This is a genomic window from Dictyoglomus sp. DH, from assembly GCF_055181375.1.
The window spans coordinates 570,616-595,135 of the sequence record NZ_CM143706.1; the positions used below are offsets into that span (position 1 = coordinate 570,616).

General features: G+C 31.6%; 29 protein-coding genes, 1 tRNA gene and 2 pseudogenes. 3 read left to right on the forward strand and 29 right to left on the reverse strand.

Going from position 1 to position 24,520, the window contains the following annotated elements; all coding sequences use genetic code 11:
• Positions 1 to 64: 64 nt before the first annotated feature.
• The 15 genes and pseudogenes from ACY3JJ_RS02650 to ACY3JJ_RS02720 all read right to left on the reverse strand — a co-directional run bounded on the left by ACY3JJ_RS02650 (position 65) and on the right by ACY3JJ_RS02720 (position 14,342).
• Positions 65 to 1,255, reverse strand: a complete 1,191-nt coding sequence (locus ACY3JJ_RS02650) for a hypothetical protein (protein ID WP_463092251.1) — start codon at positions 1,253 to 1,255, stop codon at positions 65 to 67.
• A gap of 6 nt (positions 1,256 to 1,261) precedes the next feature.
• Positions 1,262 to 1,462: pseudogene (locus ACY3JJ_RS02655) on the reverse strand (DUF4388 domain-containing protein); the annotation flags it as partial.
• Positions 1,463 to 1,587: 125 nt separating this feature from the next.
• Positions 1,588 to 2,565 (reverse strand): TRAP transporter substrate-binding protein, encoded by a 978-nt coding sequence (locus ACY3JJ_RS02660; protein WP_463092252.1) that lies wholly within the window; start codon positions 2,563 to 2,565, stop codon positions 1,588 to 1,590.
• Positions 2,566 to 2,632: 67 nt separating this feature from the next.
• Positions 2,633 to 3,811, reverse strand: a complete 1,179-nt coding sequence (locus ACY3JJ_RS02665) for a Gfo/Idh/MocA family protein (protein WP_463092253.1) — start codon at positions 3,809 to 3,811, stop codon at positions 2,633 to 2,635.
• Positions 3,812 to 3,823: 12 nt separating this feature from the next.
• Entirely contained in the window at positions 3,824 to 4,930 is a 1,107-nt protein-coding gene (locus tag ACY3JJ_RS02670) for a M24 family metallopeptidase (RefSeq protein ID WP_463092254.1), read from the reverse strand.
• A gap of 11 nt (positions 4,931 to 4,941) precedes the next feature.
• Positions 4,942 to 6,420: a tripartite tricarboxylate transporter permease gene (locus ACY3JJ_RS02675; protein ID WP_463092255.1), complete on the reverse strand. Its 1,479-nt coding sequence runs from the start codon at positions 6,418 to 6,420 to the stop codon at positions 4,942 to 4,944.
• A gap of 17 nt (positions 6,421 to 6,437) precedes the next feature.
• Complete coding sequence (locus ACY3JJ_RS02680; RefSeq protein WP_463092256.1) at positions 6,438 to 6,890, reverse strand: tripartite tricarboxylate transporter TctB family protein; 453 nt, start codon at positions 6,888 to 6,890, stop codon at positions 6,438 to 6,440.
• A 60-nt stretch (positions 6,891 to 6,950) separates the two neighbouring features.
• A complete protein-coding gene (locus ACY3JJ_RS02685) occupies positions 6,951 to 7,919 on the reverse strand; it encodes a tripartite tricarboxylate transporter substrate binding protein (RefSeq protein ID WP_463092257.1) in 969 nt (322 codons plus the stop codon).
• A gap of 370 nt (positions 7,920 to 8,289) precedes the next feature.
• The gene (locus ACY3JJ_RS02690; protein WP_463092258.1) at positions 8,290 to 9,459 is read right to left on the reverse strand and encodes a glycosyltransferase; all 1,170 of its coding nucleotides are present in this window, start codon (positions 9,457 to 9,459) and stop codon (positions 8,290 to 8,292) included.
• A gap of 20 nt (positions 9,460 to 9,479) precedes the next feature.
• Positions 9,480 to 10,250 (reverse strand): ABC transporter permease, encoded by a 771-nt coding sequence (locus tag ACY3JJ_RS02695; RefSeq protein ID WP_463092259.1) that lies wholly within the window; start codon positions 10,248 to 10,250, stop codon positions 9,480 to 9,482.
• A complete protein-coding gene (locus ACY3JJ_RS02700) occupies positions 10,247 to 11,140 on the reverse strand; it encodes an ABC transporter ATP-binding protein (protein WP_463092260.1) in 894 nt (297 codons plus the stop codon). The genes ACY3JJ_RS02695 and ACY3JJ_RS02700 overlap by 4 nt, the downstream gene beginning before the upstream one ends.
• On the reverse strand, positions 11,137 to 11,340 hold the full coding sequence (locus tag ACY3JJ_RS02705) for a PLDc N-terminal domain-containing protein (protein ID WP_463092261.1): 204 nt from the start codon (positions 11,338 to 11,340) through the stop codon (positions 11,137 to 11,139). The genes ACY3JJ_RS02700 and ACY3JJ_RS02705 overlap by 4 nt, the downstream gene beginning before the upstream one ends.
• 1 nt (position 11,341) lies before the next feature.
• Complete coding sequence (locus ACY3JJ_RS02710) at positions 11,342 to 12,013, reverse strand: SdpI family protein (protein WP_463092262.1); 672 nt, start codon at positions 12,011 to 12,013, stop codon at positions 11,342 to 11,344.
• Positions 12,006 to 12,290, reverse strand: coding sequence for an autorepressor SdpR family transcription factor (locus tag ACY3JJ_RS02715; RefSeq protein ID WP_463092263.1), 285 nt, complete (start codon positions 12,288 to 12,290; stop codon positions 12,006 to 12,008). The genes ACY3JJ_RS02710 and ACY3JJ_RS02715 overlap by 8 nt, the downstream gene beginning before the upstream one ends.
• A 132-nt stretch (positions 12,291 to 12,422) precedes the next feature.
• Complete coding sequence (locus tag ACY3JJ_RS02720) at positions 12,423 to 14,342, reverse strand: ABC transporter substrate-binding protein (RefSeq protein ID WP_463092264.1); 1,920 nt, start codon at positions 14,340 to 14,342, stop codon at positions 12,423 to 12,425.
• A gap of 130 nt (positions 14,343 to 14,472) precedes the next feature.
• On the opposite strand from ACY3JJ_RS02720, the gene ACY3JJ_RS02725 reads away from it, so the two are divergent.
• Positions 14,473 to 15,210 (forward strand): MBL fold metallo-hydrolase, encoded by a 738-nt coding sequence (locus tag ACY3JJ_RS02725; RefSeq protein ID WP_463092265.1) that lies wholly within the window; start codon positions 14,473 to 14,475, stop codon positions 15,208 to 15,210.
• Positions 15,211 to 15,302: 92 nt separating this feature from the next.
• The gene (locus ACY3JJ_RS02730) at positions 15,303 to 16,007 is read left to right on the forward strand and encodes a polysaccharide deacetylase family protein (protein ID WP_463092266.1); all 705 of its coding nucleotides are present in this window, start codon (positions 15,303 to 15,305) and stop codon (positions 16,005 to 16,007) included.
• Positions 16,008 to 16,045: 38 nt separating this feature from the next.
• Here the strand turns inward: ACY3JJ_RS02730 and ACY3JJ_RS02735 are convergent, their stop codons facing one another.
• From ACY3JJ_RS02735 to ACY3JJ_RS02755, 5 genes and pseudogenes are all read right to left on the reverse strand, one after another.
• Positions 16,046 to 17,914: a family 16 glycosylhydrolase gene (locus tag ACY3JJ_RS02735; protein WP_463092267.1), complete on the reverse strand. Its 1,869-nt coding sequence runs from the start codon at positions 17,912 to 17,914 to the stop codon at positions 16,046 to 16,048.
• Positions 17,915 to 18,056: 142 nt separating this feature from the next.
• Entirely contained in the window at positions 18,057 to 18,383 is a 327-nt protein-coding gene (locus ACY3JJ_RS02740) for a YbjQ family protein (RefSeq protein ID WP_463092268.1), read from the reverse strand.
• 12 nt (positions 18,384 to 18,395) lie between these two features.
• Positions 18,396 to 18,602 (reverse strand): hypothetical protein, encoded by a 207-nt coding sequence (locus ACY3JJ_RS02745; RefSeq protein ID WP_463092269.1) that lies wholly within the window; start codon positions 18,600 to 18,602, stop codon positions 18,396 to 18,398.
• A gap of 21 nt (positions 18,603 to 18,623) precedes the next feature.
• Positions 18,624 to 18,710, reverse strand: a tRNA-Leu gene (locus ACY3JJ_RS02750).
• 33 nt (positions 18,711 to 18,743) lie between these two features.
• Positions 18,744 to 19,694: pseudogene (locus ACY3JJ_RS02755) on the reverse strand (AEC family transporter).
• 181 nt (positions 19,695 to 19,875) lie between these two features.
• Between ACY3JJ_RS02755 and ACY3JJ_RS02760 the strand changes: the two are divergent.
• Positions 19,876 to 20,307 carry a hypothetical protein gene (locus ACY3JJ_RS02760; RefSeq protein ID WP_463092270.1) on the forward strand — a complete coding sequence of 144 codons (432 nt, stop codon included), beginning with the start codon at positions 19,876 to 19,878 and terminating at the stop codon, positions 20,305 to 20,307.
• Positions 20,308 to 20,439: 132 nt separating this feature from the next.
• Here the strand turns inward: ACY3JJ_RS02760 and ACY3JJ_RS02765 are convergent, their stop codons facing one another.
• From ACY3JJ_RS02765 to ACY3JJ_RS02805, 9 genes are all read right to left on the reverse strand, one after another.
• On the reverse strand, positions 20,440 to 21,042 hold the full coding sequence (locus ACY3JJ_RS02765; protein ID WP_463092574.1) for an aldo/keto reductase: 603 nt from the start codon (positions 21,040 to 21,042) through the stop codon (positions 20,440 to 20,442).
• Positions 21,006 to 21,389 (reverse strand): aldo/keto reductase, encoded by a 384-nt coding sequence (locus ACY3JJ_RS02770; protein ID WP_463092271.1) that lies wholly within the window; start codon positions 21,387 to 21,389, stop codon positions 21,006 to 21,008. The genes ACY3JJ_RS02765 and ACY3JJ_RS02770 overlap by 37 nt, the downstream gene beginning before the upstream one ends.
• Positions 21,390 to 21,408: 19 nt before the next feature.
• Positions 21,409 to 21,804 (reverse strand): MerR family transcriptional regulator, encoded by a 396-nt coding sequence (locus ACY3JJ_RS02775; RefSeq protein ID WP_463092272.1) that lies wholly within the window; start codon positions 21,802 to 21,804, stop codon positions 21,409 to 21,411.
• A gap of 18 nt (positions 21,805 to 21,822) precedes the next feature.
• Positions 21,823 to 22,308 (reverse strand): flavodoxin, encoded by a 486-nt coding sequence (locus tag ACY3JJ_RS02780; RefSeq protein ID WP_463092273.1) that lies wholly within the window; start codon positions 22,306 to 22,308, stop codon positions 21,823 to 21,825.
• A gap of 133 nt (positions 22,309 to 22,441) precedes the next feature.
• Positions 22,442 to 22,795: a heterodisulfide reductase subunit A-like protein gene (locus ACY3JJ_RS02785; protein WP_463092274.1), complete on the reverse strand. Its 354-nt coding sequence runs from the start codon at positions 22,793 to 22,795 to the stop codon at positions 22,442 to 22,444.
• Positions 22,792 to 23,028, reverse strand: a complete 237-nt coding sequence (locus ACY3JJ_RS02790; protein WP_463092275.1) for a 4Fe-4S dicluster domain-containing protein — start codon at positions 23,026 to 23,028, stop codon at positions 22,792 to 22,794. Before ACY3JJ_RS02790 ends, ACY3JJ_RS02785 begins: the two co-directional genes overlap by 4 nt.
• 56 nt (positions 23,029 to 23,084) lie before the next feature.
• Complete coding sequence (locus ACY3JJ_RS02795) at positions 23,085 to 23,480, reverse strand: ArsR/SmtB family transcription factor (RefSeq protein WP_463092276.1); 396 nt, start codon at positions 23,478 to 23,480, stop codon at positions 23,085 to 23,087.
• A gap of 59 nt (positions 23,481 to 23,539) precedes the next feature.
• Complete coding sequence (locus ACY3JJ_RS02800; protein ID WP_463092277.1) at positions 23,540 to 23,689, reverse strand: hypothetical protein; 150 nt, start codon at positions 23,687 to 23,689, stop codon at positions 23,540 to 23,542.
• A gap of 170 nt (positions 23,690 to 23,859) precedes the next feature.
• A complete protein-coding gene (locus ACY3JJ_RS02805) occupies positions 23,860 to 24,516 on the reverse strand; it encodes an HAD family hydrolase (RefSeq protein WP_463092278.1) in 657 nt (218 codons plus the stop codon).
• Positions 24,517 to 24,520: the final 4 nt, after the last annotated feature.

Sequence of the window (24,520 nt, forward strand, 5' to 3'; positions counted from 1 at the left end):
GTCACCTACCCCCATTACCATATCGAAATAAGGGAAGCCCGAAGGCTTCCCTTATTTATTACTATTATAGTAAAGCTTTGAGAGTTAATATCTTATCTTTTAATTGGGGATTATCACTTACTTTAAATAAAGATAAAATATCAGATATAAACAATTTTACCTCTTCCTCGGAAATTAATGTGAGTTTATTTAAGATATACCTCCAATTAATAGGATAATCTTCTATAATTTTCTCTACTATAAACCTTGTATCTCTTGAATCTTTATCTATAAACTCTCGCACTTTTTTGTAAATTTCTATATATTTACTATTATTTTTGTATTCATTTTTAATATCTTTCCAAAGTTCCATAAATTTGTGTATAATTGTTGACTTTTCTTTATCAAATATGGAAATAATTTTACCTTCATCAAGTAGTTTTCTGAAAATAATTAAGTTATTTTTCTCGTCTAAGATAAAATCTCTTACAAAAGTTTCTAAATTTCTATTACCATTCAAAAACCATGAAAGGATTTCGTCCTCCAAGTATGAGATTTCTCCATTATATATGTATATGTCTTTTAATTGATTATCACTAAAGTTTTGATATAAGTGATTTGTATTTAAGTCAAGATATTTTTTGTATAAAGGTTCTACTATGGAAAAGAGTTTTATAAGAAGGTCTTTTACAAAATCTTGTATAGCTTTGTAAGAAAAATCTTTTATAGTTTTATAGATACGGTCCCAAGGGATCCTTTCATCAGAAATCAAGTTTTCATAAACATTTTCTATATCTTCTTGGTTAATAGTCTCTTCTTTAATGTATTTATAAAAATAAATAGGTGAGATTTTAGAAGGTGAAATTATCTCTTTAAAAATCTCTTTAAGATATGATCTACTTCTATCTATAAATTTTCTGGCAAAATCTCTTAATTCTTGTTCATTAATTTTTATTTTATTGGATTCTTTTATTAAATAGTCCCATATACGCCAAAAGAGATAAAACCAGAAGATATTAATATCATCAGTAATTCTTATGATCTTTTTGTCTTTAATGAGCTTTATTATGTTTTCTAATCCTTCTGTTTTTATTCCTTTGTATTCTCCTATAATTTCCTTAACGTTTTTTATTCCATCAAGAATAGAAACAATTTTGTATTCTTCTTCAGATAAATCCTCCATATTTATCGGTACTAAAATAAAATCAGAGAAATAATTCATTTTATCCACATATGTATCCAGTTGAAATAAAACTTCAAAAATATCTAATGTCATGGTAGATTTAGGTGGATTAGTGTTCTGTAAAAAATTAAAATTTCCTTTTGGCCATAAGAATATATCTATTAGGGCATCTATACCTTCTAATTTTCCAGACTTTGCATAAACTATTTTTCCCTCTGAAAAATAAACTTCTGCCAGATTCTCATTGTGCTCTAATTGAAGTTTGCCGTTTTTTTGGCTAATGGAGAATAACTGGAATATTTCTCACATGGACATTGTTGAGATATCTCCTTTAAGTCCCATAAGCTCACCTCCTTTTTTATTTATAAAAGAGGCTGGCATATGCCAGCCTCTTTAAATTTTCCATAATTTTCAATGGCTTTCTTTTATTGTTTTAAGACTTCTTCCCATGCTGTTACAGGCCATGTTGTTTTAAAGAGCTCTTCAACAGCTGGTTTTGCTTTTTCTCTTATTTGTTGCATTGTTTTAGAATCTAAATAGATCACTGTCATACCATTTTCTATAAGAGACTTTAGTATGTTATTTTCGTTTTCAAGGAGTTTTTTAGTGGCTTGGTCACATACCTTTTCAACTGTTTCTCTAAATAATTGTTGATCTGAAGGGGTTAGCCTATCAAAGGTTGGTTTATACATGTGTACCCATCCGAAGGAAACAAGGTGATTTGTGATTATGAGATATTTTTGTACTTCGTATAATTTATATCCAGATATCTGAGTAAGATCACCTTCAGAAGCTTCAGCTGTCCCTTCTTTTAGGGCTTGATATAATCCTGTGAGAGGTACAGGGACTGGCTTAGTGCCAAGGGCTTCCCAAACTTTAATCCAAGTTGGTACTACAGGAAGTCTGAGTTTTAGTCCTTCTAAGTCTTTTAATCCAAGTATTGGTTTGTTAGAGGTCATTTGTCTATAGCCTCGATATAGATATCCAAGAGTATACATTTTACCTTTTGTTAAGATCTCTGCTTTAGCCTTTTCTCCAATTGGTCCTTTCATTAGGCGGAAGAAATGTTCGTAATCTTTTAAAACAAAGGGAGCATTTATAAAGAAGTATTGTGGAGCAAATACTTCTAAGGCTCTGCCACCAGTGAATTGCATGTCGACTTCTCCTTTTGTACATTTGTCATTTACGCCTTCTTCTGTATCTTGGGCAATTTGTAGTTCTATTTTTATTCTTCCTTTTGTTTCTGCTTCAATTATAGACTTAAAGTTTTCCATAGCATCAGTTATGATATGTCCCTTGGGGAAAGGTGTAGCTGCTTTTATAGTAGTAATGTTTTGAGCATTGATATTGTTTATGGCAAATACTACACAAAGGGTTAAAATTAAGATAAAATATTTCTTCATATAGAACCCCCTATTATTTATTTTAAGGCTGGGAAGAACATTCTTGATTTCTTCCCAGCCTTATTTTTTAAAGCTCTATTTTTCTTCCTTCTTCACTTGATAGATATCCTGCATATATTACTTTTATAGTTTCCTTAGCAAGTTCAAAATTTGATATAGGTTCTTTATCTTCTATTACTGATATAGCAAAGTCCTTTAATTCTTGAGGAAAGCCTCTGGTCCAGAAATCATCAGGGGATGGAAAATTCCAGCCTTCTTTTGTTTCTATTTTTTCAGCAATATATTCATTTTTCCAAATTTCCTTTTCAGGAGCGTAGGCTACCATCATATTGTTGGGATTTATATTTGCATATATCTGACCTTTGGATAGAGATACTTGAACCCAATTTTTTAGTCCACCCAAACTAATATCATTAGAGAATATAATTCCTTTTGTTCCATCTTCAAAATTGATTATAAGGATTGACCAGTCCTCTACATCTTCCCAGGCAGTAGCCACGTAGTGCTTTTCTTCTCTTATAAAAGGTTCTATTTTGGTAAGGTTTCCTATCTCTGCTAACACAGATTTTGCTTTAATAGGTTTTCCATATCTTTGGATTCCCTCATAATATTTTAAATGGAGAACAACAGCTACAGGATGAGACCCAAGTCTCATCAAACTTCCTCCGCCTGATGTTCTCCAGAGCTTGGCATAACTTGCATGAGAACCAGAATGGCTACATTCTGCCCGAATTTCTAAGATAGTAGAGGAAGAAGCTGATATCATTCTTTTCATTTTCTCAATAGAGGGAGCGTATATTAAATTTTCACCATACATAAACTTTATATTATTTTCTTTAATAGCTTTTTCTACTTTCTCTATTTTTTCTAATACCTTTTTATACATATGACTTTTTGGTACTTCTATGCCGACAAATTCCTTTTCACTGTCTTCTCCAAAATACCCAGTAAGAGGTTTTTCGCATATCACATGTTTTTTATTTTTAGCAGCACAAATTATTACTTCATCATGTAGGTTGGTAGGTGTGCATATATCAACTATTTCTATATCAGGAGAAGCACACAATTCCTCAAAATTATCATATACTTTAGGAATATTATGTTCTCTTGCAAAGTTCTCTGCGTTCTCCTTTTTTCTGGAACAAACTCCTGCTATTTGTACGTATGGAGCAATTTCTTTATATGCAGCTATATGAATTTTAGCTATAAAACCTGTACCTACAAGTCCTATCCTTACCTTTTCCATAAGGCCCCTCCTTTACAATATTACCAGAATATCCGGTCTAACAAAATTTATTCCCTCTATTTCCAAATTTATAGTGGGGAAAATAATTGGTTTTGTAATCATTAATAGTCCTTTCTCTGTTACTATAAATCCATCTTCTGATTTGGTACCTGAAATAGAAGGATTCCAGCAAAAAGCCTGATTTTTTAAAATTCTATCTGGGGTAGATGGTGTTACTCTTATCTCTCTAGGATAATAACCTATACATCCTCCTTGGTGATGTAGTTTCCATTCATCTTTGTATCCTCTTTTTTCATACTCTTCTATAGCTGCTAAAACTGGAACTCTCATTTCTTCACCAATCTTAGTTTTAGCAATCATAATGCATTCAATTTCTACATTGTCTCTATATTGTTTCTTTAGACTTTCTGGTAAGTCCCCAAAATATACCATGCGGGTAATAGTGGCAAATAAGCCTTTGTATCGAGCATTTACTGATGCCATAACATATTTTTCTATTTTCTTGTTTTTGGATATGGGATGTCTATAATTTCTAATTCTTTCGTCAGAGGAAACCATAAAAGCTGTAGGTTCTATCCCTTCTTTCCATAGTTTAGCAGATATTTTCCCTGCTACTTCTAATTCTATATCACCAGGTTTTGTTTCATGCATCAGCACTTCCTCTACTATTCTTGATAATTTTTCTCCTAAGAATATATATCTTTCTATTTCTCCCTCTGTAAGTTCAAAGCGAAGTTTTCTAAAAGAGTTTTCCACAAATTGTGTGCCTGGAAGAACTATATCACATCCTATTTCTCCATTTTTGACTATATTTTTTACTATTTCCATCTCTTTGTCTTCATACCATTCATATTCAAGAACTTCAAAGCCAATATCTCCTACTTCTTCATCTCTCATTCTTCGTGCCTCAATCTTATTAGCAATTACAAATTGATCATTATGAGTAATTAATACTGATGTGACTCCCATCTCTGTTGCTATTCCTACAAAATTTACTCCACCTGCTGTTATCCATGAGAAATTTGGTTGTTTCTTAATGAGCATAGCTGACAATTTATTTTCTTCCATAAATTTTCTAACTTTCTCTAACTTTATTTTTACTTCCTGTTTTCTTTCCATTTTTAACCTCCTTACCTTTTACTTTCTTTTCTTGTAGGAAATACTGTAAAAACTATTGAGAGTACTGATAATACAAGAAGAAGTAATGAAATGGGGCTTCTAAACATAATAGTCCAATTATTTCCGGATAGGATTAGTGCTCTGTTTAAGTTTTGCTCAGCCATAGGTCCTAATATCAATCCTAAGATTAAAGGGGTTGAAGGAAAGGCATGTTTTCTCATGAAATATCCAAAGAGTCCAAAGGCTATTGCTACTCCAACATCATATAAGCTATTTCTAATGGCAAAAGACCCAATAATTGCGAATATCAATATAATTGGCATTAGTATTTTCTTTGGAATTTCTAATATGTAGGGGGCAATTAGAGTAGATATGAATCCTGTTATTAACATAAGAAATTGGATTATAAACCAACCTGCAAAAAAGGAGTACACAAGGTCAGGAGTAGATTGGAAAAGAAGTGGTCCAGGTCTAACTCCTATAAGGATCATGGCTCCAAGCATAACAGCAGTGACCACATCTCCTGGTACGCCAAGAGCGAGGGTAGGAACTAAAGCTCCACCTGTTACTGCGTTATTAGCACATTCTACAACAGCTATACCTTCAATAGCCCCTTTTCCAAATTTTTCCTTTTTTCTTGACCAACTTCGTAATTGGTTATATGCTAAATAAGTAGCAATAGTTCCTCCTGTTCCTGGAATTACACCTATAGCTATACCAATTATGGCTCCAACCAATATAGGTATTATTATAGATTTATATTCCTCTTTTGATAAAAATATGTTTGAGATTTTTTGTTTTGGTATTATTTCCTCTTTTTCTTTCTCAATTTCCATCATAATCTCAGTTATAGCAAAAATACCTATTAACACTGGTAAAAGTTCAAATCCAGCAGAAAGAGCTGGTATTCCAAAGGTAAATCTTGTAGAGCCTCTTATATTTTCAATTCCTACTGTTGAAATAAAAAGACCCAATAATCCCGAAATAATTCCTTTTAGTAAATTTTTGCCAGAAACACTTGCAATGATGGATAATCCAAAGATTGCTAAGGCAAAATAATCTATGGGAGAAAATTTAAGGGCAAAATTTGCAAGTTGAGGAGCTAATAAAGCTAAAATAATGCCACTTAAAATGCCCCCACTTACAGAAGCAATTAAAGCTGTAAATATAGCTTTCCCTGCTTTACCTTGTCTTCCTAAAGGATAGCCATCAATTAATGTAGCTGCTGCGGAGGGAGTCCCTGGTACTCCAAGAAGGATTGCTGAGATAGAACCTCCAAACATGGAGCCAGAATACATTCCTGCTAACATTAAAAGGGCTGATTTAGGATCTAAGTAATATGTAAATGGAAGTAATAATATTATCCCCATAGATGATGTAACACCAGGGAGGGCGCCGACTATGATTCCTCCTACTGTTCCAATTAGCATAAGGATTAAATTACCAGGTTGGATAGCAATTTTTAAGCCTTCTAACCAATAGTTAATCATTTTTCTTTCACCTCTAATCAAAATAAGCTTGGAGTTGGTAAAGGTACTTTAAATATGCTAAAAAATACATAATAAACTAATATGGTAAATGCAATACTAATGATTACCCCGAATATCCATTTTTTATATCCAAAAAGATAAAGTGTAGCCATCATTAAAAATGGTGTAAGATATAGAAAACCTATATAGGATACAAGATAAATATATAAAAAACATAGAAGAGCCAATAAAAATATCTTTTTTAAACTTTTAAAAGAATATAACTTTACTGTTTCTTCTGTCTTTTTAATTCCTTGATATGATAATAGAAGACCACATATAATAAGGCCATAGGATATAATCATAGGAAAATCTCCAGCTCCAAGTCCTAAGGGAGATTTTGGAAGTGAAAAAGAATTAATAAGAATGAAAATTCCGAAAATAATTATTCCCAATCCAATTCTTGTATCCCATTTAATTTTTAATTTCATAAAAGATAACCCTCCTAAATCTTAAATTCCCCCTACCCTCTATGGGTAGGGGGAAGGTTTTTAATATTTATATTTGGTTCCTAATTTGTTTGTTTTAATCAGATTTTCATAATAAGCATTGTAATCTTGTATGAATTTTGAGAAAGAAGATGGTCCTCTATATTCTAAGGTTAAGGAAAGTTCTTTTGCTTTCTTTATGAAATCTGGATCTTTCATACATCTCAAGAAGATAGTATGGAGTCTATCTACAATCTCTTTTGGGGTACCTTTCTGGACAGCTACTCCTCTCCACATTCCAAATTTAAAATTGAATCCTTGTTCTTTTGCAGTAGGTACGTCAGGATATTTATCAAGTCTTTTATCTCCAAAAATGCCTAATATTCTCAATTGTCCAGCATCTACATTGTTAAGACCTTCTGGAGCAGCCCCCATGTAAGAGTTAATATGTCCGCCAACTAAAGCAGTCACGGCAGGACTTCCACCTTCAAAAGGAACATGGGTTAATTTAATCTTTGTAAAACTTTCAAAGGCAAGAGCTGCAAGATGTGTACCTCCACCTGCTCCTCCGTTACCTATGGTAATTTTTCCTGGATTCTGTTTTGCGTACTCTACATACTCTTTTAAATCTTTCCAAGGAGTATCTTTTCTTACTAATATGTAGCATGGGTCATTGACGATTAAAATTACAGCCTCAAAAGAATTTACATCAAAATTTACAGGATCCATATGAGATTTTATTAGTATAGGAGCTGCGAAGGAGAGTAAGGTATAGCCATCAGGTTTTGCTCGTAGGAACTCCATAGTACCAGGAACTGCTCCACCACCGGGAATATTATTCACTACTAATGGCTGTCCATTGGCATATTTAGGAAATACAGAAGCTATAGCTCTGAAAAGCACGTCTGTTGCTCCACCTGCAGACCATGGAACAATTATCTGTACTGGTCTTCTGGGATAATCTACGCTGGTTCCAATATTTAAAAGAAGAAGTAAAAATAAGGAGATAGCAAGAAATACTTTTAAGCGCATAGATATAACCCCCCATTTATAGTTTTTGGTTTCGTGATTTTGGGATATGTTATCACCCCCTTATTTTAAAATCTAATTTTTCATGCTATTTAAAAATTCTATTCCTTCTATATTCTTTAAAAAATGTATGTTATAAAATTTTAGGCTTTAAAATAATTTTAATCTACCTTATTTTAATCTACCTTCAGTTTTTTTATAGCAAAAAATAAGAAAAATTTCAATAGATTTTTGATTTATTTTTAGGGGTAATATACAAAAAAATATTTACTACAATATTTTGGGGATTATCTTTATATCTTATTTGTAGAAAATTTTCTCCTTAAAAAGGTTTTTTTCTATTTTTAATCGTAATTAAAAAATTTTCCTATGTCTATGAGTTTATATGTTCTTTTTGAAGGTTTAATATCTTTTTATATCTTTCTACTGCTTCGTCAACAATCTTTTCCCATGGCTTATAAAGGGTTTTTTGGGCATTTTCACCAACAGATTTTAATCTTTTTCTGTCAGAGATTATTTGGGAAATTTTCTCAGCATAAATATATGGATCATTCTGGGATAAGAAGCCATTATACCCATCTATAATCTCTTCTGCTATATTTGAATTCTCAATAACCAAGGAAGGACATTTGATAGCTGAAGCCTCTTGAAGGACAATCGCAGAGGTATCATAAAGAGACGGGAATGTAAATAAATCTGCTCTTGCATAGTATGCTTTTAGAAGTTCTCGATCTAAAATTTTTCCAGTAAATATTATAATTTCATCAAGATTAAGTTTATGTGTTAAGTCTTTGAAATATTTCTCATCCTTTCCTGTCCCTATAAGAATGGCTTTAAAGTGATAGCCTCTGTCTTTTAGTATTTTGAAAGATTTCAATAACAGCTCTATGTTTTTTTGCTTTATTATTTGTCCTACAAAAAGAAATAAAATTTCGTCTTCTTTTAAATTATGAATTTTATTTATTTTTTCTCTATATTCTTGAGGATTTTCAGGAGGAATAAAATCAGCCCCATTAGGCATTATTTTTATATCCTTTTTGAAACCATATGATCTTAAAGTTTCTGCGGTAGAATGATTTACTGTCCAAACCTCATCTACTTGGTTATAGAATTCTACTATTAGTTTTACTGCTATTTTGCTTATAAGATCAGATTTTGTTGCGGATTTAAAATCATCATAATATTTTGTATGAAAGGTAGCTACTATGGGTATTTTTTTCTTTCTTGCTATATATAACCCTAAGAGTCCTGTGGAGAAAGGAGAATGGGCATGTATTATGTCAAAAGGAATTTTCTCAATTTTTTTTATTGCATTAATGTCTAAAAAAGGAATTCCGAGTCTATATGGGGGTCTAAATATGAGAGGTAATGAAAAATACCTTATAACTTCAAATTCTTCATTATCTTTATATTTAGGGTATGCAGGGGTAATGACATATGATAAACCATATTTTTTGTTTATCCAATATGCATAGTTTTTAACTGTAATAGCTACTCCATCTATTACTGGAGGAAAAGAATCATTAAATAATCCTACTATCATTGTAAGATAGATTATAGCATTTAAAGTTCCTGTCTTTCAAAAGATATTATTCCTGATATTAATAAGATGAAAGAATATATGAGAGTGAAAATTATATTTTTTAATGCATCCTTCCATATTACACTTTTTAAGATCCATTCATTTTGTAAAGAAGAGAGAGACATAGGGTTGTATGGGTCCATATTGGGGAATATAGAAAGAAGATTAAAAATAATAAATATTCCTAAGAAAATACCTGCTGATTGAATGAAATTGTTGCCTAAGGAGCTTGAGAAGATGATAAGTGATAAAATAAAAAAGATATAGATAAAATATAGCAACATAGCTGAGAGAGAATTTTGTATAGGAAATTTTGAAAAAAGGAAATATGTATAATAGGTACAAGCTATAAAGGAGATTAGTAGAAAGGTATAGGTTATTATTATTTGAAAAAGGAATTTAGAAAGTATCCATTTTTTTCTGTCAATACCTAAAGCAATAAAGATGCTTGCTGTATTTTTATTTTTCTCTTCAGAGATACTTCCTATGAAAAGTAAAACTATAATAAGAAATACTATCTGATTTAAATTTTTGAAAAACTGCATAAAAGCATCTTTCCAAGTAGAAGGAGGAATTTGTATTATGAGACCTTGCATTTCTTGATTTTTGACAAGATTTTCTATTATTTCTGGTGTAAATTTAGCAATTATAGGACTTGAAATTCCAAAGAATAGGAGGGAAAAAAGAAGAACATAAATTTTTCCTGTTTTTAAAAACTCCTTTAACTCCTTTTTCATTAGTTTCCAGATCATGATATCACCTCAAAAAAGATGTCTTCAATGGTAGGTTCAAGAAATTCGAAATGTATTAAGGAAAGGTTATTCTCAGAAATAATTTTGGGAATTTCTTTCTGTGCTATAGATATATTATTGATACTTAATAATAAGCTTTTATTGTGAGTTGTAATATTTATAACCCAAGGTTTATCTTTAAGTTTTTCCAATAGTATATCCTTATTATCTACTTCAATAGTGATTAATCTTTTAGCATATCTCTTTTTTAGTTCCTCTATCTTCTCATTAAGAAGAAGTTTTCCATCCTTTATTATGGCTACTCTATCGCATATTTTTTCTACATCTGAGAGAATGTGTGTTGAGAAAAATATGGTTTTACTGCCTTTTAGAGATTTAATAAGATCTAAGATTTCCTTTCTGCCTTGTGGATCAAGAGCTGATGTAGGTTCATCCAATATTAAGAGTTTAGGATCATGGAGTAATGTTTGAGCAATACCAAGGCGTTGCTTCATGCCTCTTGAAAATGTACCAATTCTTTTTTTCTCATTTTTCAAATCAACCAATTCCAGGACTTCATCTACTCTTTTTTTGTCTACTCCTAATATCTCGGACAACGTTTCCAAATATTCCTTAGCTGTAAAGTAATTGTAAAAATTTGGTACGTCTGGTAGAAATCCGATTTTTCTTAAATAATTTTTATTTTTTAATATATTTTCTCCCATAATTATTGCGTAACCATTAGTCGGTTTTGCCAGATTTAATAACAGCCTTATAGTGGTTGTTTTTCCTGCACCGTTTGGTCCTAAGTATCCAAAGATTATTCCATCTGGCACTTCTAAGTTAAGATTATCTAATGCCTTTTTGTTTTTGTAGTATTTGCAGAGGTTGAAAGTTTCAATTATATTCATGATTTTCTCCCAAAGATAAAATATAAAATTGGTCCTAATATACCCAAGGCCAAGATTATGATTATCCAAGGAATCTTATTTTCCCATCTTATTTCTTCTTTGTTTTTCTTTATTAAATCAATTAATGCTGTAAACTGAAAGATTATCTGTATAATAATAAGAGGTAATAATAAGGGAAAATTTCTAGTTAAAGATTCCATTTTAGTTTTTCTCCTTTCTTTCTAATTTCTGGTAAAGGATAAAGGAATAAAGAGTGGTACCTAAAACTATAAGAAGTATTGATAATATGAGAATTATCAAATTCATAAGTGGTGGTAGAAAGCCTGAAAATATAATAAGTACTCCACCAATAATAAATATATATCCTCCAAATCTATGGGTTCTTTTCCATACCTTTTCGTTGGATAAGGTCCAAGGGGTTCTTATTCCTACGAACCAATTAGGCTTTATTCTTGGCATGTAGTTTCCTGATATGATGAAAAGAAGTCCAACTAAGGCTGGTGTTATTTTAGGTATTAAATCTTTAGAACCTCCTAAGGTGACTATAATGATCGCCATCTGTAGTGTAAATAAAAAAAAGATATAGGCATATTTTATTATCTGATATACTTTTTCAAATTTTTGATAATTTTCCTTTTTGGGATCTAAATAAGGAAGTACTAAAAATAATAAGTAGAAACCAAGACTCATTAAAGGTATGCCAAAAAGACCTTCAAATTTTGAGCCATATCTATCTATTTCTCCTTTAAAGTTCCAATGCATTGGGATTTTTTCAGGAAAATAAGGATAGAAAAAGATTCCAATAATAAACATAAGGGTAATTAGTATAATAATTGCTATATCCTTTTTTATAGAGCCTTTTAAACTATACATTTGTTTTTTTATCCTCCTTTATGAAATTGTTCATAAACCAAATAATAATCTCTTGAAACACAGTGGTATTTAGGGAATAGACAATATATTTTCCTCTCTTTTCATCAGTAATAAGCTCTGCCTGTTTTAATATCTCTAAATGGTGGGAAATAGTGGGCCATGATTTTTGAAATCTCTCAGCAATCTCTCCTGCAGTCATGTCTCTTTCGGAGAGTATTTTTAATATCTCTCTTCTTGTCTCATCACTCAAGGCCTTGAATAAAAGATCAAACCTCATACTTTAATGTTTCTATTATTTAGATAAATATCTAAATGTATTTTAACACAAATCTTTTGAGTTGAAAAGTAAAGATAAAAAAGAGGGGGACCTTAGTCCCCCTACAAGATGAAAGTTTTATATATTTAGATACTATTGTTTTATGAAAAATTGTTCTGGGAATGCATTTAGAGGAGTGAAAAGAGGAGCATCACTGATTAGATCTTCTGGTACATTTCTAAAATTATTTTTAACTATTACTAATTGTGGGAGAGCCCCAACAGTACCAATAATCCATATATTCTTCTTATGTAGACTTACAATCTGTCTAATAAGTTGATCTCTCTTTTTAGCATCTATGGTTTGGTTGATTTCGTCCCATAAATCATATAGTTTCTTTATATCTTCTGTTGGTTCTTCTCCTTCTTTTCCTTTTGTCCAATACCATCTAGCATAAAGAGGTGCCCAGGGACCATCGGTTATAGTACCTAAAATTCTTCCAGGACTGAGAATGAAGTTAGAACATCTATCCATAACCCAGACTCCAATTTCTATATCTCCAGAGTTACAATTAGTGGTATATAAGCTTCTGTCTATTTGTTTAATTATAGTTTTTATTCCGATAGCTTCCCAGTAGCTCTTTATTAATTCCATCACATTAATATTGGCATTTCCAGGATATGTTGTAAAGCTTATTATTAATTCTATAGGTTTTCCATCTGGCCCTATTCTAAACCCATCTTTTCCAACTTTAAGCCCCATAAGATCAAGAAGTTTTCTTGCTCTTTGAGGATCGTATTGAGCATAGGCTTTTTCCCATCCTGGATCGTAATAGGATGCTCCCTTAGGTATTGCAGCTTGCATTGGAGTTCCAAGTCCTAAATAAAGGATTTTGTTTATTTCATCCCTGTTTATAGCAAGGGATAAGGCTTGTCTGAATCTTACATCTTGGAAAAGTTTTCTCTTTACAGGATCTTTTACATTTTGATTTAGGTATATAGCTGGATCAGCACCTACAGCTGATCTCCAACGAATTATTCTATAATTTCCCTTATCCTTGTTCTGCATGAATAAAGTATAATTGGAAAGTCTGGTATGTCTGTCCATCATGTCAAGTTCTCCTGCTACTGCCTTCATGTTTACCATTTCTGCGTCACTCACTAAATAATGTGCTATACGATCTATATATGGCAATTGATTTCCTTGAGGATCTATAGCAAAGTAGTATGGGTTTCTTTCCATTATAAATACTGGATCATTGGTAGATTTACTTACTACTTTCCATGGAGATGTCATCGGAAGATCAGGATTTTGTAACCAGTCAGCCTTGAATTTGAAAAGATCATACCATTTATTAAAACCACTAGCTTTTGCAAGCTTATCCAATTCATCTTGAGATGTATATTTAGGATGGAATTGTTTTAAATAATGCTTAGGAGCATAGTATGATAGAGAACCATAAGTATTATCTATATACCATCCTTGAGCAGGAATATCATAAATGAATAAGGGTTTAGGTTCTGGAAATACGATTCTAAAAGTATATGTATCTATTTTTTCGAATTTTGCAATCTCTCCTTTGGAAGATATAAATTGAGCTGGCATAGTTGGTGTTAATTCTTTATTGCAAATAATATCTTCATACCAAAATATGACATCATCAGTTGTAAATGGGGTGCCATCAGACCATTTAATTCCTTCTCTTATATGGAAAGTATATACTCTTCCATCCGAAGATATAGTGTATTTATCTACAAGCCATGGTAATACTTTTTTACCATCGGAGCTAAATCTTAATAGGTTTGCAGCTGATATTGATAATCTTGCTATTCCCCATCTATCTCCAGGTCCAAGCCAAGCTCTTCTCCAAGTTCCTCCATATTGTCCAATTTCCTCGTAAGGCTTTATAACTACAGGATTTTTGGGAAGTCTTTGTTCTACAGGTGGAAGTTTTCCTTGTTTTACAAGAGATTCAAGGATGGGTGATTCGTTATATTTTTTCTGTGCAAGAGGCCCATTACTTAGTAAGGTTAACAAGATTAAAAGGAGTACAATCCGTTGGATTTTCCTCATATATAACCCCCCTTATTGAAATGCTTATACAAACGTTTTAATAATATTTTATACCAAAAATTTTTTCTGTCAAATTGAAAAATAAACGTTGATCTATAATAAATAAAAAGTCTTAAGAGGAGGTTTGAAGATGGAAAAAAACGAATATATTTCTACTCTCGTTGAACCAAAAGTTTGGCATATTTCGGATTATAGGAATGATAGCATGTACTTAATAGAGGGAGAAAAGGAAAGTGTACTTTTTGACACAGGTATGGGAGAAGGTGATCTTAGATTTTTTGTGGAAAATATTACTAAAAATCCATTAAAGGTTATTATATCTCATGCTCATTGGGACCATATTATGCAGATAGATCAATTTGATGAAGTTTACATGAGTCATAAAGACTTAAAAATATTAGAGATTTTTGGCATGAATATCAAGACAGATAGGATTAAAGATGTGAAAGATGGAGAAATCTTGGAATTAGGTGATAGAAAATTAGAGGTTATTGAAGTACCAGGACATACTCCAGGTTCAATTGTGGTATTAGATAAAGAAAATAAACTTCTTTTTAGTGGTGATGCTTTGGGAGCAGGACATACTTGGCTACAGCTTCCGGGATGTTTGCCATTAACTTCATATCTTCAGAGTTTATATAAATTACGTGAAAGAATTGATGAATTTGAGAAAATATATAATGGGCATCTTTCTCAGTGTAATATGACGCCTTATTCCAGTGATTACCTTCTCTATTTGATAAAGGCAGTAGAAAAGGTTGTATCAGGAGAGCTTAAGGGTGAACCATACCCTTATGGTAATTTTGGAGGCTTTTATGTTACTTACGGTAAAGCAACTCTTGTGTATAATCCAGATAACATAAGGTAAAATTAAAGAAGAATTGACTTTAGAAGAGTTTTGTTATAGAATTTCAGAAAAATGTTTATGCAAATGTTTTATTATAAAATAAGGGGTGGTTTATGAAAAAGTTATTTATTTCATTAATTTTAATAACTTTAAGTCTCTTTTCTGTGAATTCTGCGGTACAAAATACTATTAAGATTTGTGCTCTTACCTTTGATGATGGACCTGATACAAAACTTACACCACGTGTACTTTATAGGCTGGAAAAATATGGAGTACCAGCAACCTTTTTTGTGGTAGGATTTAGGATAAATGATACTACAAAATCAGTAATTGATAGAGCCCTTTCCCTTGGTTGTGAATATGAGAATCATTCTTGGGACTATAATCCCCTTGATAAAGCTGATCCAAAAGAAATAATAGATAAAATTGCTCGTACAAATGAAGTAATAGAAAAGTATACAGGTAAGAAACCATCATTTTTTAGACCACCCAATTTAGCTATTAGTAAGACCATGTTTGATGTGATAGATATGCCTTTTGTAAGTGGAGTAATTGGATTTGATTGGTTTGGATGTGATAGAACTCCAGAGAATATAGCAAACAATGTCTTAAAAGGTGTAAGAGATGGGGCAATTATTCTTCTTCACGATGTACAACCGGAACCCCATCCAACTCCAGAAGCCCTTGATATCATAATACCAGAACTTAAGAAGCAAGGGTATGAGTTTGTTACTTTAAGTGAATTATTTAGGAGGAAGGGTATAAATCCTAAAGATCCTAAGTATAAAAATAAACTTTGGGTTTATGTGGAACCTTAAAATAAAGGGGGAGGATAAAATCCTCCCCCTAAGAAACCTTATTGTGCTTCTAATTTGACATCTTTAAAATATACATTTCCTGTTGCTGGGTTTTGAGTTTTCCCAAGTTCAAAGGATAGATTTGCTACAGGATAATCAGCATTAAAGGTAAATTGTAATTCAAAGGTTTGCCAATCATTGATTAAATTGAAGCTTTGATTTGCATAAAGGGCATATGTTGTTGGATGGAGGAATTTTACATTTATGTCTCTTGCATTATCTGCTTTTGCTTTGAAGGTAAGTTTATAGGTTTTTCCTTTTGTTAGTCCTATCCATTGATTGAATTGTACATGCCAAGACTCCCATCCGTAATCTTCCACACTTACAGTGGCAATCTTATTAGTAATATCAATATCTGCTGTTGCTGTACCTCCCATTCCATAAGGTGATCCATACCATAAGAACCAGTCATCTGGCCAGTTTGCTTGATCATTAGTAAATGGAAAGCTAAAGTCACCATTATTTATTTCTTCCATTGTTACACCTTTATATACTTTTATATAATCTACATACATTCTTTGAGGAAATACTGTAGTTTCATCTGGATATCCGGGCCAATATCCACCAATTGCCACGTTCATTATGATAAAGAAAGGATGATCAAATACCCAATTCCCGTAAAGTTCTATTTCAGGTCTTGTTATGGTAAAGAATTTAGTATCATCAACATACCAGGATATTCCTATCGGATCCCATTCAACTGCAAATGTATGGAAATCTTGCGTAAAGTCTCCACTTGGTAGAGTATAGCTTCCTCCTTTACTACTTGCTCCAGAGTATCCAGGCCCATGTACTGTACCATATACTTTGTTTGGTTCATGACCCAAAAGCTCCATAACATCTATCTCTCCACAAGCAGGCCATCCAACTTGGGTAATATCTTCTCCAAGCATCCAAAGAGCAGGCCATATACCCTTTCCTTTTGGAAGCTTTGCTCTAAACTCAACTCTACCAAATTTGACATTGAATTTACCTTGAGTCTTCATTCTTGCAGATGTATAGTTATATGTACCGTGCTCATCAGAAATATTTTCTTTTCTCGCTTCTATTATTAAAACTCCATTTTCTACCCATGCATTTTCTTTCTTATAGTATTCAAGCTCAGCATTACCCCATCCAGGAATTCCTTGGGCATGTCCATTTCCAATTTCAAAGCTCCATACATTTTCATCAAGAGAATCAAAGTTTTCTTCCCATACTGTTTGATACCAATATTTTTGTCCTAATGCTGGTGGAGGAGCAGGAGGTTCAGCAGTGCCAACTTTGACAAGTCTTACATTATCAATATAAATTGTTCCATCATCTTGACCTAATTGAAATTCAAATCTTGCTCTTTCATCGGTTTCATATACCATCTTGAATTGGAAAGTATAAATCTTTTTGGTTGTAGTTATATTTATAGCATATCCTCCTGATTGGTCTACCTGTCCAGATGGTCCCGGGTTATATGGTGTCCATCCTCTGTTTGCATTTCCTCCTACTTTAACACCTATTCTTCTATTTTTGCTTGCCCATGCCTCAAAGCTTACCTCATATATTCCTAAATATTCTATCTTTATTGGTGATTGTAGCACTTGTACTGACCAGGAATTTGGCCCTCCATTTATTATTTCTACTTTTAATACTCCATTTTTCACTGTGCCAGTTGCGGAAGCACCATCTCCTGTTCTAAATAGCCATGTTCCTTGTGTATCAAAATTACCATCTGGCAGTTCAGGGTAGGATTCAGATATGTAGATTAGAGGATTTGAGAAATCTCCATTTGATAAAAGATTTTCAACTTGAGGTTGGGCTTGTGCTTTTGGAGCACAGCTAGCTACTAATATCATTAAGAGAATACTTAAGATAATTTTTAATAGCTTTTTCATACTTACTTCCCCCATAAATATTTCTTCTTGAAAGAAACTAAAAAGAATATAATTTATTTATGTTATTTAAACTATCTTAAAATTCACCTCCTCATTTTTAGTTTCTTTTTGAAATTTTATAATATTAAAATAATTTTGTCAACTATATTTCCTTTTTCTTTATTTTCACAGCTGTACCATAAGCAAGTATTTCTGCAATACCTTGCATGATTTGAGTTGTACCAAATCTAACTCCAATTATTGCATCTGCATTAAGTCTTTTTGCTTCTTCTTTCATTCTATCTATAGCTTGTTCTCTTGCTTCTCCGATTAATTTTGTATATTCTACTACTTCTCCACCTACAATATTTCTTAAACTTGCTAAAATATCTTTTCCTAAATGTCTTGCCCTTGCGGAACTCCCTTTAACAATTCCAAGTATTTCAGTGATCTCATATCCAGGAATAAAATCTGTGGTGGTTATAATCATAATATACACCTCCTACCATTTAATATCTTTATATTTTTCTTCTTTGCCTTTACTTGTAAATTTATCTTTTAATACTTTTATAAATAGAAGTCCCATAGCTAAAATAAATAAAAGACCTATTATGCCAACAGGAAAAGCCATAATGAAACCTAAAATTATAGCCATTATATATGTGAGAACTATGATTAAAAGAATAATGTAGGATATTTTTTCTAACATCTTGATACCTCCTATTTTATTTGGTGCGGATGGGGGGACTTGAACCCCCACGGGGCATTTCCCCACAAGATCCTGAATCTTGCGCGTCTGCCATTCCGCCACATCCGCCCAAAATTTTGTAATTATATTTTATCATAAACTCTAAATGATTTTAATTAAGACCATGTAAAATGGCATGATTACGATACTTAGAAGGGTGGTATAGGTTATCATGGCTACAGCAAATTCATAGTCTCCTCCATATATTCTTGAGACTATGGCAGAATTTACCATTACAGGCATGGCAGACATTATGACAAAAACATCTCTCATGATTTTTGGAAGAGGAATAAAGTGGTTTAATATTATTACTAATAAGGGTGTTACTATAAATCTTCCTATGAATGTGATGATGGTATCTTTATCAAGATTAAATTTTTTAAAACCCATTTGATAAATAATAATACTTACGTAAAAGAGAGATAACGTAGTAGTAAGATTTCCTATCATTTTAAACCTATTAAAGATAAAAGAAGGTATTTTTAAATTGGAAAAGATAAGAATTACACCTATAAGAAAACCAAGAAAAGGTGGATTAAATACTCTTTTTAATGTTTCCATATTAAAAATTCCTTTATCTATTTTTTCTTGAGTATCTAATATAATGCCATAAACGCCTATAGTCCACCATATAGTTGTATTTGCCATATAGTAGAGAAGGGTATAAGGAGTGGCTATTTCTCCAAAAAGAGCCTGAGACATAGGAAGGCCTATAAATATGGAATTAGAAAGAGAAAACATTCCTGCTAATAGTCCTCTTCTATATTTATTGGTTTTAAATATGAAGGCTAATATATATCCTATAATATAAGAAGTAACAATAGATAAAAATGGAATAATGAGTCACTTAGCAGAATGGATCAAATCTTCTCTTTTAAAAAAAGTAGTAAGGTTAACAATCATATTTAGTGGTAGTGATAAGTTCAAGACCAGTTTAGCGAAAAGGTCTGCAGTATTTATATCAAACCAGCTCTTTTTAGATAAGAAATATCCAACTATTAAGATTATGACTATTTCTAAAACTCCTCGTATTGCTAATAAAAATGTCCTCATAATTCGTCCTTCTTTCTTTTGTTTTAAATAACTTATCACAGAAAAATTTTTAAATAAAGTGAAAATTTTCTAAGCAATTTTTAAGTTTTTTCTAATTTTTGTCTAAGTTTGTACTTTTAAAATTATTTTCAGTCTCAAGGATAACCTTGAGAAAAAAAATAAAAAATGGAGGTGCAGTATTATGAAATTCAAAGGTTTAGTAATTCTAAGTTTAGTGATTCATAGTGTTTTTTCATTAGCTTATGCATATGGACCAAAGTTTGGTGGTTATATGGCTAATGTAAATATTCAACTTACAAAGATATATGGTACAGTAAGCAAAATTACAAATACTCCAGCGCTTACAGTAACGATAAAAACAGTGTCTGGAGACAAAGAAGTAGTTTTAGGTCCTGCTTGGCTGCAAATTAACGATTTGAAAGTAGGAAGTAAAATAGAAGTGGAAGGTTTTGTATCTCCAGTTACTAATGTGTTTAAAGCAGTAAAAGCGAGTGTTGATGGAAAAGAAGTACTAAATTTACAAAATTCTCCTTGGAATAATATTGTTAGAGGTGGTAGAAGAGGATTCCAAAATTATCAAAATTGTCCTTGTTTAAATCTTAAGACTAACTAATAAAGTTCGGTATTAATAAGATATGGATAAGGAGAAAGCCATTTCTGGCTTCCTCCTTTTTTATTCTCCTAAATATTTTTTTACTAATGCTACATTCTTTTCTATAAGATCAGGAATAGGAAGGTTATAAGGTCATCTTGTAGTACATATTCCACATTTTGTACAATTTTGAGCTTTTAAATAAGCATCATAAAACGATCCTTGCCTTATAGTAGATTCAGGAAGTCTTTTTAAAAAAGACTCAGATCTTATGATTGTAGAAATAGGGATTCCTTGAGGCCATGGCTGACAATAATCGAATTTTCTACAAAAAGTTGTTCCCATCTCTTTTCTTGTTCTCTCTATTTCTTCCCATTCCTCGTGAGTTAAAGGTGTAAGATTTAATGCTACTTCTACATCTTCTTCTAACTCTTCTATAGATTCTATTCCTGGATCTGGTAATATAAATTCTTTTTGGAGTACAAATTTCAATGATAGGCGAGGATTCGGGAGTACTCCTCCTGCCATAGGCTTCATGGCTATTATTCCTATATCTTTTTCAAGAGCTAAAGGAAATATTTTCTCTTCGGTTTCTATTTCTATAAAATTATAACTAACTTGTATAACATCAAATTTATCTGTCTTTATCAATTCTGCTAATATATCGTTGCTATGACTTGATATCGCTATGAAGTCAATTAATCCTTCCTCTTTCGCCTTTAATAGTCCAGAATAGGCCCCACCTGGTTCAAATATTTTTTAAAAGTCTCCCAATCATTAACACCATGGATATGATAAATATCTATTTTGTTTATCCCTAAATTTTTAAGACTTATTTTTACATCTTCATATATGCCATCTTCAGTTCTATTAGCAGATTTTGATGATAAATATACTTTTTTATCTACACCTTTTAGGGCCTTTCCAATCTTTATTTCGCTCTCGGTATAACTTCTTGCAGTGTCAGTTAAATTAATTCCAAATTCTATGGCTCTTTTTACAATTTTCACAGCAGTTTCTTCATTTACTCTCTGGATAGGCATTCCTCCAAAGGCTATAGGGAAGACCTTAATATTTGTTCTTCCAAGTCTTCTAAGCTTCATTTACCAAGTCCTCCTTTTTTTACCTTGCTGTTATTTTTACTTTCTTAAACTTTCTTTCTAAGGATAAAAGAAGACTCTCGTAATATTCAATCTTAAAATTAAGTTTGTCTATTGCCTTTTGAATTGCCTCAAGATTTGCTATAAGCTTTTCTCTTTGCTCTATCAGGATTTTCTTTCTTGCTTCTAAAGTAGAATCACCTTCTTGAAGAAGCTTTACATATTCTATGAGAGCTTCTATTTCTACACCTGCACTTCTCATACATTTGATAAGTTCAATTAATTTGCAGTCTGCTTCTGTATATTCTCTAACTCCATTTTTATTACGTTTTACACGAGGAATTAATCCTATCTTCTCGTAGTATCTTAATGTATCTTTAGACATTCCATATTTCTCACTTACTTCTTTTATTTTCATAAAAAATCCCTCCTAACTTTATTTTAATAATCCAATATTTTTAAGCCATTCTACTAATTTATTCTCTAAATCTTTTGATCCACTTCCATATATTGAGAAACATTCTAAAATTTTAGCATTATTACAAAGTTTAGATATATCGTCTACAATTCTTCCTTTTCCACCCCCACCATGAGTACAAAATGGTACAATAGTTTTATCCGAAAGATCATATTGTGATAAAAAAGTTGCAATAGGAGGTGCAATAGTACTCCACCAATTAGGTGTACCCACAAATATAATATTATAATCGTCTATATTATCAATTTTATTTTTTATAGGAGGTTTATATTCTTCTCTGATTTCTTTTTTAGCCTGGTGAACTGTATCATTGTAGGACTTTGGATAGGGTTTCTCTGGGATGATCTCAATTAGAGTGCCATCTACATATTTATGTATAATCTCAGCTATCTTACGAGTATTTCCAGACCAGCTGTAATATACAATAAGAATTTTTTGATTCATATTATCACTTCTCCTTTTTAAGTTTGATTTAATTATAAACATTAGTGCAAACTCTAAGTAAAGAGGAATGATATAAAAATAAAACCCTCCCTTTTAAGGGAGGGTTTTAAAAGATTTTCAAAAAAATAATATTTTATGATTCATTTATTAGTTTTCTTATAGTCTCAAGGGCTTGTTCTGTGTTCATGTTTCTTATATCTACTGCTATATGTTTTGTCCTATCAAATCCTGCTCTTTCAAAAGCATCCCTAAACATTTTTGTTTGCATCTTTGGATCGCAACCTGCCACATAAAGTTTCTCAATATTCCCATTAATTTTAGTAAGAGTGGATAGAAAATTATCTCCATCATCTGCACAAAGTTGAGGATGTATGGCTACAAAATCTACAATTCCCTCTCTTCTTATAGTATTTAGAATTTCAAAAATGTTCATATTTTTGAAGGATGGACAAGTACCTTGACATACACAAAGAAGTAATCCTTTCATTTTATTTCACCTCCATCAAGTATGATTTTTACTTTATCACCTATAAAGCTAATAGCTCCAACTGGACAGGCTCCTTTTAAACAACCCTTGCAAAAGTCTACGCACTCTTCTGGGTGTACTACATATGGTTTTCCATCTTTTTCTTCATACACCCCATGAGGACAGAAATTTACACAAGCGAGACATTCAATACATTTTTCATAATCAATTACAGGATACCAAATTTTGGACATACTTTTTTACCTCCATCTTTCTTTATTAATCTCTAATGTGGTCTCTTTCTCTATTTTTATTTCAATCCTTTTACTATTTCGAGCCAGCGGGGATCATTAACTCCTATTACACATTTATTTTCTTGTCTTAGAGAAACTCTCAAGTTTAGAAGTTCCATATTTCTTAGTAAAAAAGAATCGGGAATACTTAATATAGCCTTATATATATTTTTCATGAATTCGTCTTCTGCCTCTTTTACAGAATATAAGACTCCTCTTCCAATTCTCCTTTCCTTAACTAAACCTTCTCTTTTAAGTTCATTCAAATATTTAGAAATATTGTAATGGGATTCTTCAAGAGCATCTGCTATTTCACAAACATAATATTCTTTTCCCATCTTTAAAAGAAGGGTAAAAACCTTTAGCCTTTTATTATCAGAAAGGACCTTAAAAATTCTTTCGTATCTTTCCATAGGAGCAATTCACCTTGTTTAGTTTCAATAAAGAAGCTTTCATTATAGTCAATAATCACTTAAGATAGATCTTCATATAAATCTTGGTTTATGAAAATCTTTATTCCATCTTTTTCTATAACTTTATCTTCTAACTCTCCTTCTTCTATAATCTCAAGTATGAGAGATCCTCCACAGTAAGAAGATCTACCCAATATATTCTTATTCAAGCTCCTTTTTTATTATTTTCAGAAAGAATTCTTTTAAACTCTTCGATAGTCCTATCAGTTGTATTTATCATTGTTTCACCTCCTTGATTTTCCCATTTGCCCATATTAGCATATGAAAAATTAAAATGCAAGTTAAGATTATGTTAAATAAATAAATAAATGAGATTATTTTATAGAATTTCTTTTAGATATTCTCTGACTTCTATTAAGGAGTTAAAAACCTTGTAAGCAAGATTCATAATTTCTTTTTTGGGGTGCTTAAAATCCAATACTAAAAAGGGGATCATATTAGCTCTGTAAGCTCCTAAAATGCCATTTTCTGAATCTTCTAAAACTATACATTCAGAAGGATTTACATTAAGTTTTTTAGCAACTTCTAGAAAGATATCAGGTTCTGGTTTACTTTTTGTTATCTCATCACCACAAATTATGGTGTCAAATTTTTCTATAATACTTGCTTTTTTTAGTAGATAAAAGGCTTTAGCCTTTTCGGTAGATGTGGCGATACCTTTTGGGATTTTTCTTTCTTCTAACAAAGATATTAATTCAAATAGTCCCTCTTTAATTGGTACACCATTATTTTCTATGTGATCTTGGGTTAATGCTAAAACTTTTTGATAGATGTCTGTAAAAGGTAGATTATTGCCATAATATTTTTTAAGGATTTTTTCTGTTTCTCTAATATTTACTCCTATAGTCTCTTTATAAATTTCTTCTGTTAGGTCATATCCATAGTTATTTAAAACAGTTTTCCAAAATTGGTAGTACAATCTTTCTGTGTTAAAAATTATTCCATCCATATCAAAGATAACTGCTGAAATCTTCATCTTA

Bases quoted from the DNA above. Each gene is read 5' to 3' on its own strand.
- ACY3JJ_RS02715 (WP_463092263.1), bottom strand. From the start codon at position 12,290: ATGAGGTTTGATCTTTTATTCAAGGCCTTGAGTGATGAGACAAGAAGA.
- ACY3JJ_RS02790 (WP_463092275.1), bottom strand. From the start codon at position 23,028: ATGTCCAAAATTTGGTATCCTGTAATTGATTATGAAAAATGTATTGAA.
- ACY3JJ_RS02660 (WP_463092252.1), bottom strand. From the start codon at position 2,565: ATGAAGAAATATTTTATCTTAATTTTAACCCTTTGTGTAGTATTTGCC.
- ACY3JJ_RS02700 (WP_463092260.1), bottom strand. From the start codon at position 11,140: ATGAATATAATTGAAACTTTCAACCTCTGCAAATACTACAAAAACAAA.
- ACY3JJ_RS02775 (WP_463092272.1), bottom strand. From the start codon at position 21,804: ATGAAAATAAAAGAAGTAAGTGAGAAATATGGAATGTCTAAAGATACA.
- ACY3JJ_RS02675 (WP_463092255.1), bottom strand. From the start codon at position 6,420: ATGATTAACTATTGGTTAGAAGGCTTAAAAATTGCTATCCAACCTGGT.
- ACY3JJ_RS02730 (WP_463092266.1), top strand. From the start codon at position 15,303: ATGAAAAAGTTATTTATTTCATTAATTTTAATAACTTTAAGTCTCTTT.
- ACY3JJ_RS02805 (WP_463092278.1), bottom strand. From the start codon at position 24,516: ATGAAGATTTCAGCAGTTATCTTTGATATGGATGGAATAATTTTTAAC.
- ACY3JJ_RS02740 (WP_463092268.1), bottom strand. From the start codon at position 18,383: ATGATTATAACCACCACAGATTTTATTCCTGGATATGAGATCACTGAA.
- ACY3JJ_RS02695 (WP_463092259.1), bottom strand. From the start codon at position 10,250: ATGATCTGGAAACTAATGAAAAAGGAGTTAAAGGAGTTTTTAAAAACA.
- ACY3JJ_RS02650 (WP_463092251.1), bottom strand. From the start codon at position 1,255: ATGACATTAGATATTTTTGAAGTTTTATTTCAACTGGATACATATGTG.
- ACY3JJ_RS02690 (WP_463092258.1), bottom strand. From the start codon at position 9,459: ATGATAGTAGGATTATTTAATGATTCTTTTCCTCCAGTAATAGATGGA.
- ACY3JJ_RS02665 (WP_463092253.1), bottom strand. From the start codon at position 3,811: ATGGAAAAGGTAAGGATAGGACTTGTAGGTACAGGTTTTATAGCTAAA.
- ACY3JJ_RS02710 (WP_463092262.1), bottom strand. From the start codon at position 12,013: ATGTATAGTTTAAAAGGCTCTATAAAAAAGGATATAGCAATTATTATA.
- ACY3JJ_RS02795 (WP_463092276.1), bottom strand. From the start codon at position 23,480: ATGGAAAGATACGAAAGAATTTTTAAGGTCCTTTCTGATAATAAAAGG.
- ACY3JJ_RS02720 (WP_463092264.1), bottom strand. From the start codon at position 14,342: ATGAGGAAAATCCAACGGATTGTACTCCTTTTAATCTTGTTAACCTTA.
- ACY3JJ_RS02745 (WP_463092269.1), bottom strand. From the start codon at position 18,602: ATGTTAGAAAAAATATCCTACATTATTCTTTTAATCATAGTTCTCACA.
- ACY3JJ_RS02725 (WP_463092265.1), top strand. From the start codon at position 14,473: ATGGAAAAAAACGAATATATTTCTACTCTCGTTGAACCAAAAGTTTGG.
- ACY3JJ_RS02770 (WP_463092271.1), bottom strand. From the start codon at position 21,389: ATGAAGCTTAGAAGACTTGGAAGAACAAATATTAAGGTCTTCCCTATA.
- ACY3JJ_RS02760 (WP_463092270.1), top strand. From the start codon at position 19,876: ATGAAATTCAAAGGTTTAGTAATTCTAAGTTTAGTGATTCATAGTGTT.
- ACY3JJ_RS02785 (WP_463092274.1), bottom strand. From the start codon at position 22,795: ATGAAAGGATTACTTCTTTGTGTATGTCAAGGTACTTGTCCATCCTTC.
- ACY3JJ_RS02680 (WP_463092256.1), bottom strand. From the start codon at position 6,890: ATGAAATTAAAAATTAAATGGGATACAAGAATTGGATTGGGAATAATT.
- ACY3JJ_RS02780 (WP_463092273.1), bottom strand. From the start codon at position 22,308: ATGAATCAAAAAATTCTTATTGTATATTACAGCTGGTCTGGAAATACT.
- ACY3JJ_RS02705 (WP_463092261.1), bottom strand. From the start codon at position 11,340: ATGGAATCTTTAACTAGAAATTTTCCCTTATTATTACCTCTTATTATT.
- ACY3JJ_RS02685 (WP_463092257.1), bottom strand. From the start codon at position 7,919: ATGCGCTTAAAAGTATTTCTTGCTATCTCCTTATTTTTACTTCTTCTT.
- ACY3JJ_RS02735 (WP_463092267.1), bottom strand. From the start codon at position 17,914: ATGAAAAAGCTATTAAAAATTATCTTAAGTATTCTCTTAATGATATTA.
- ACY3JJ_RS02670 (WP_463092254.1), bottom strand. From the start codon at position 4,930: ATGGAAAGAAAACAGGAAGTAAAAATAAAGTTAGAGAAAGTTAGAAAA.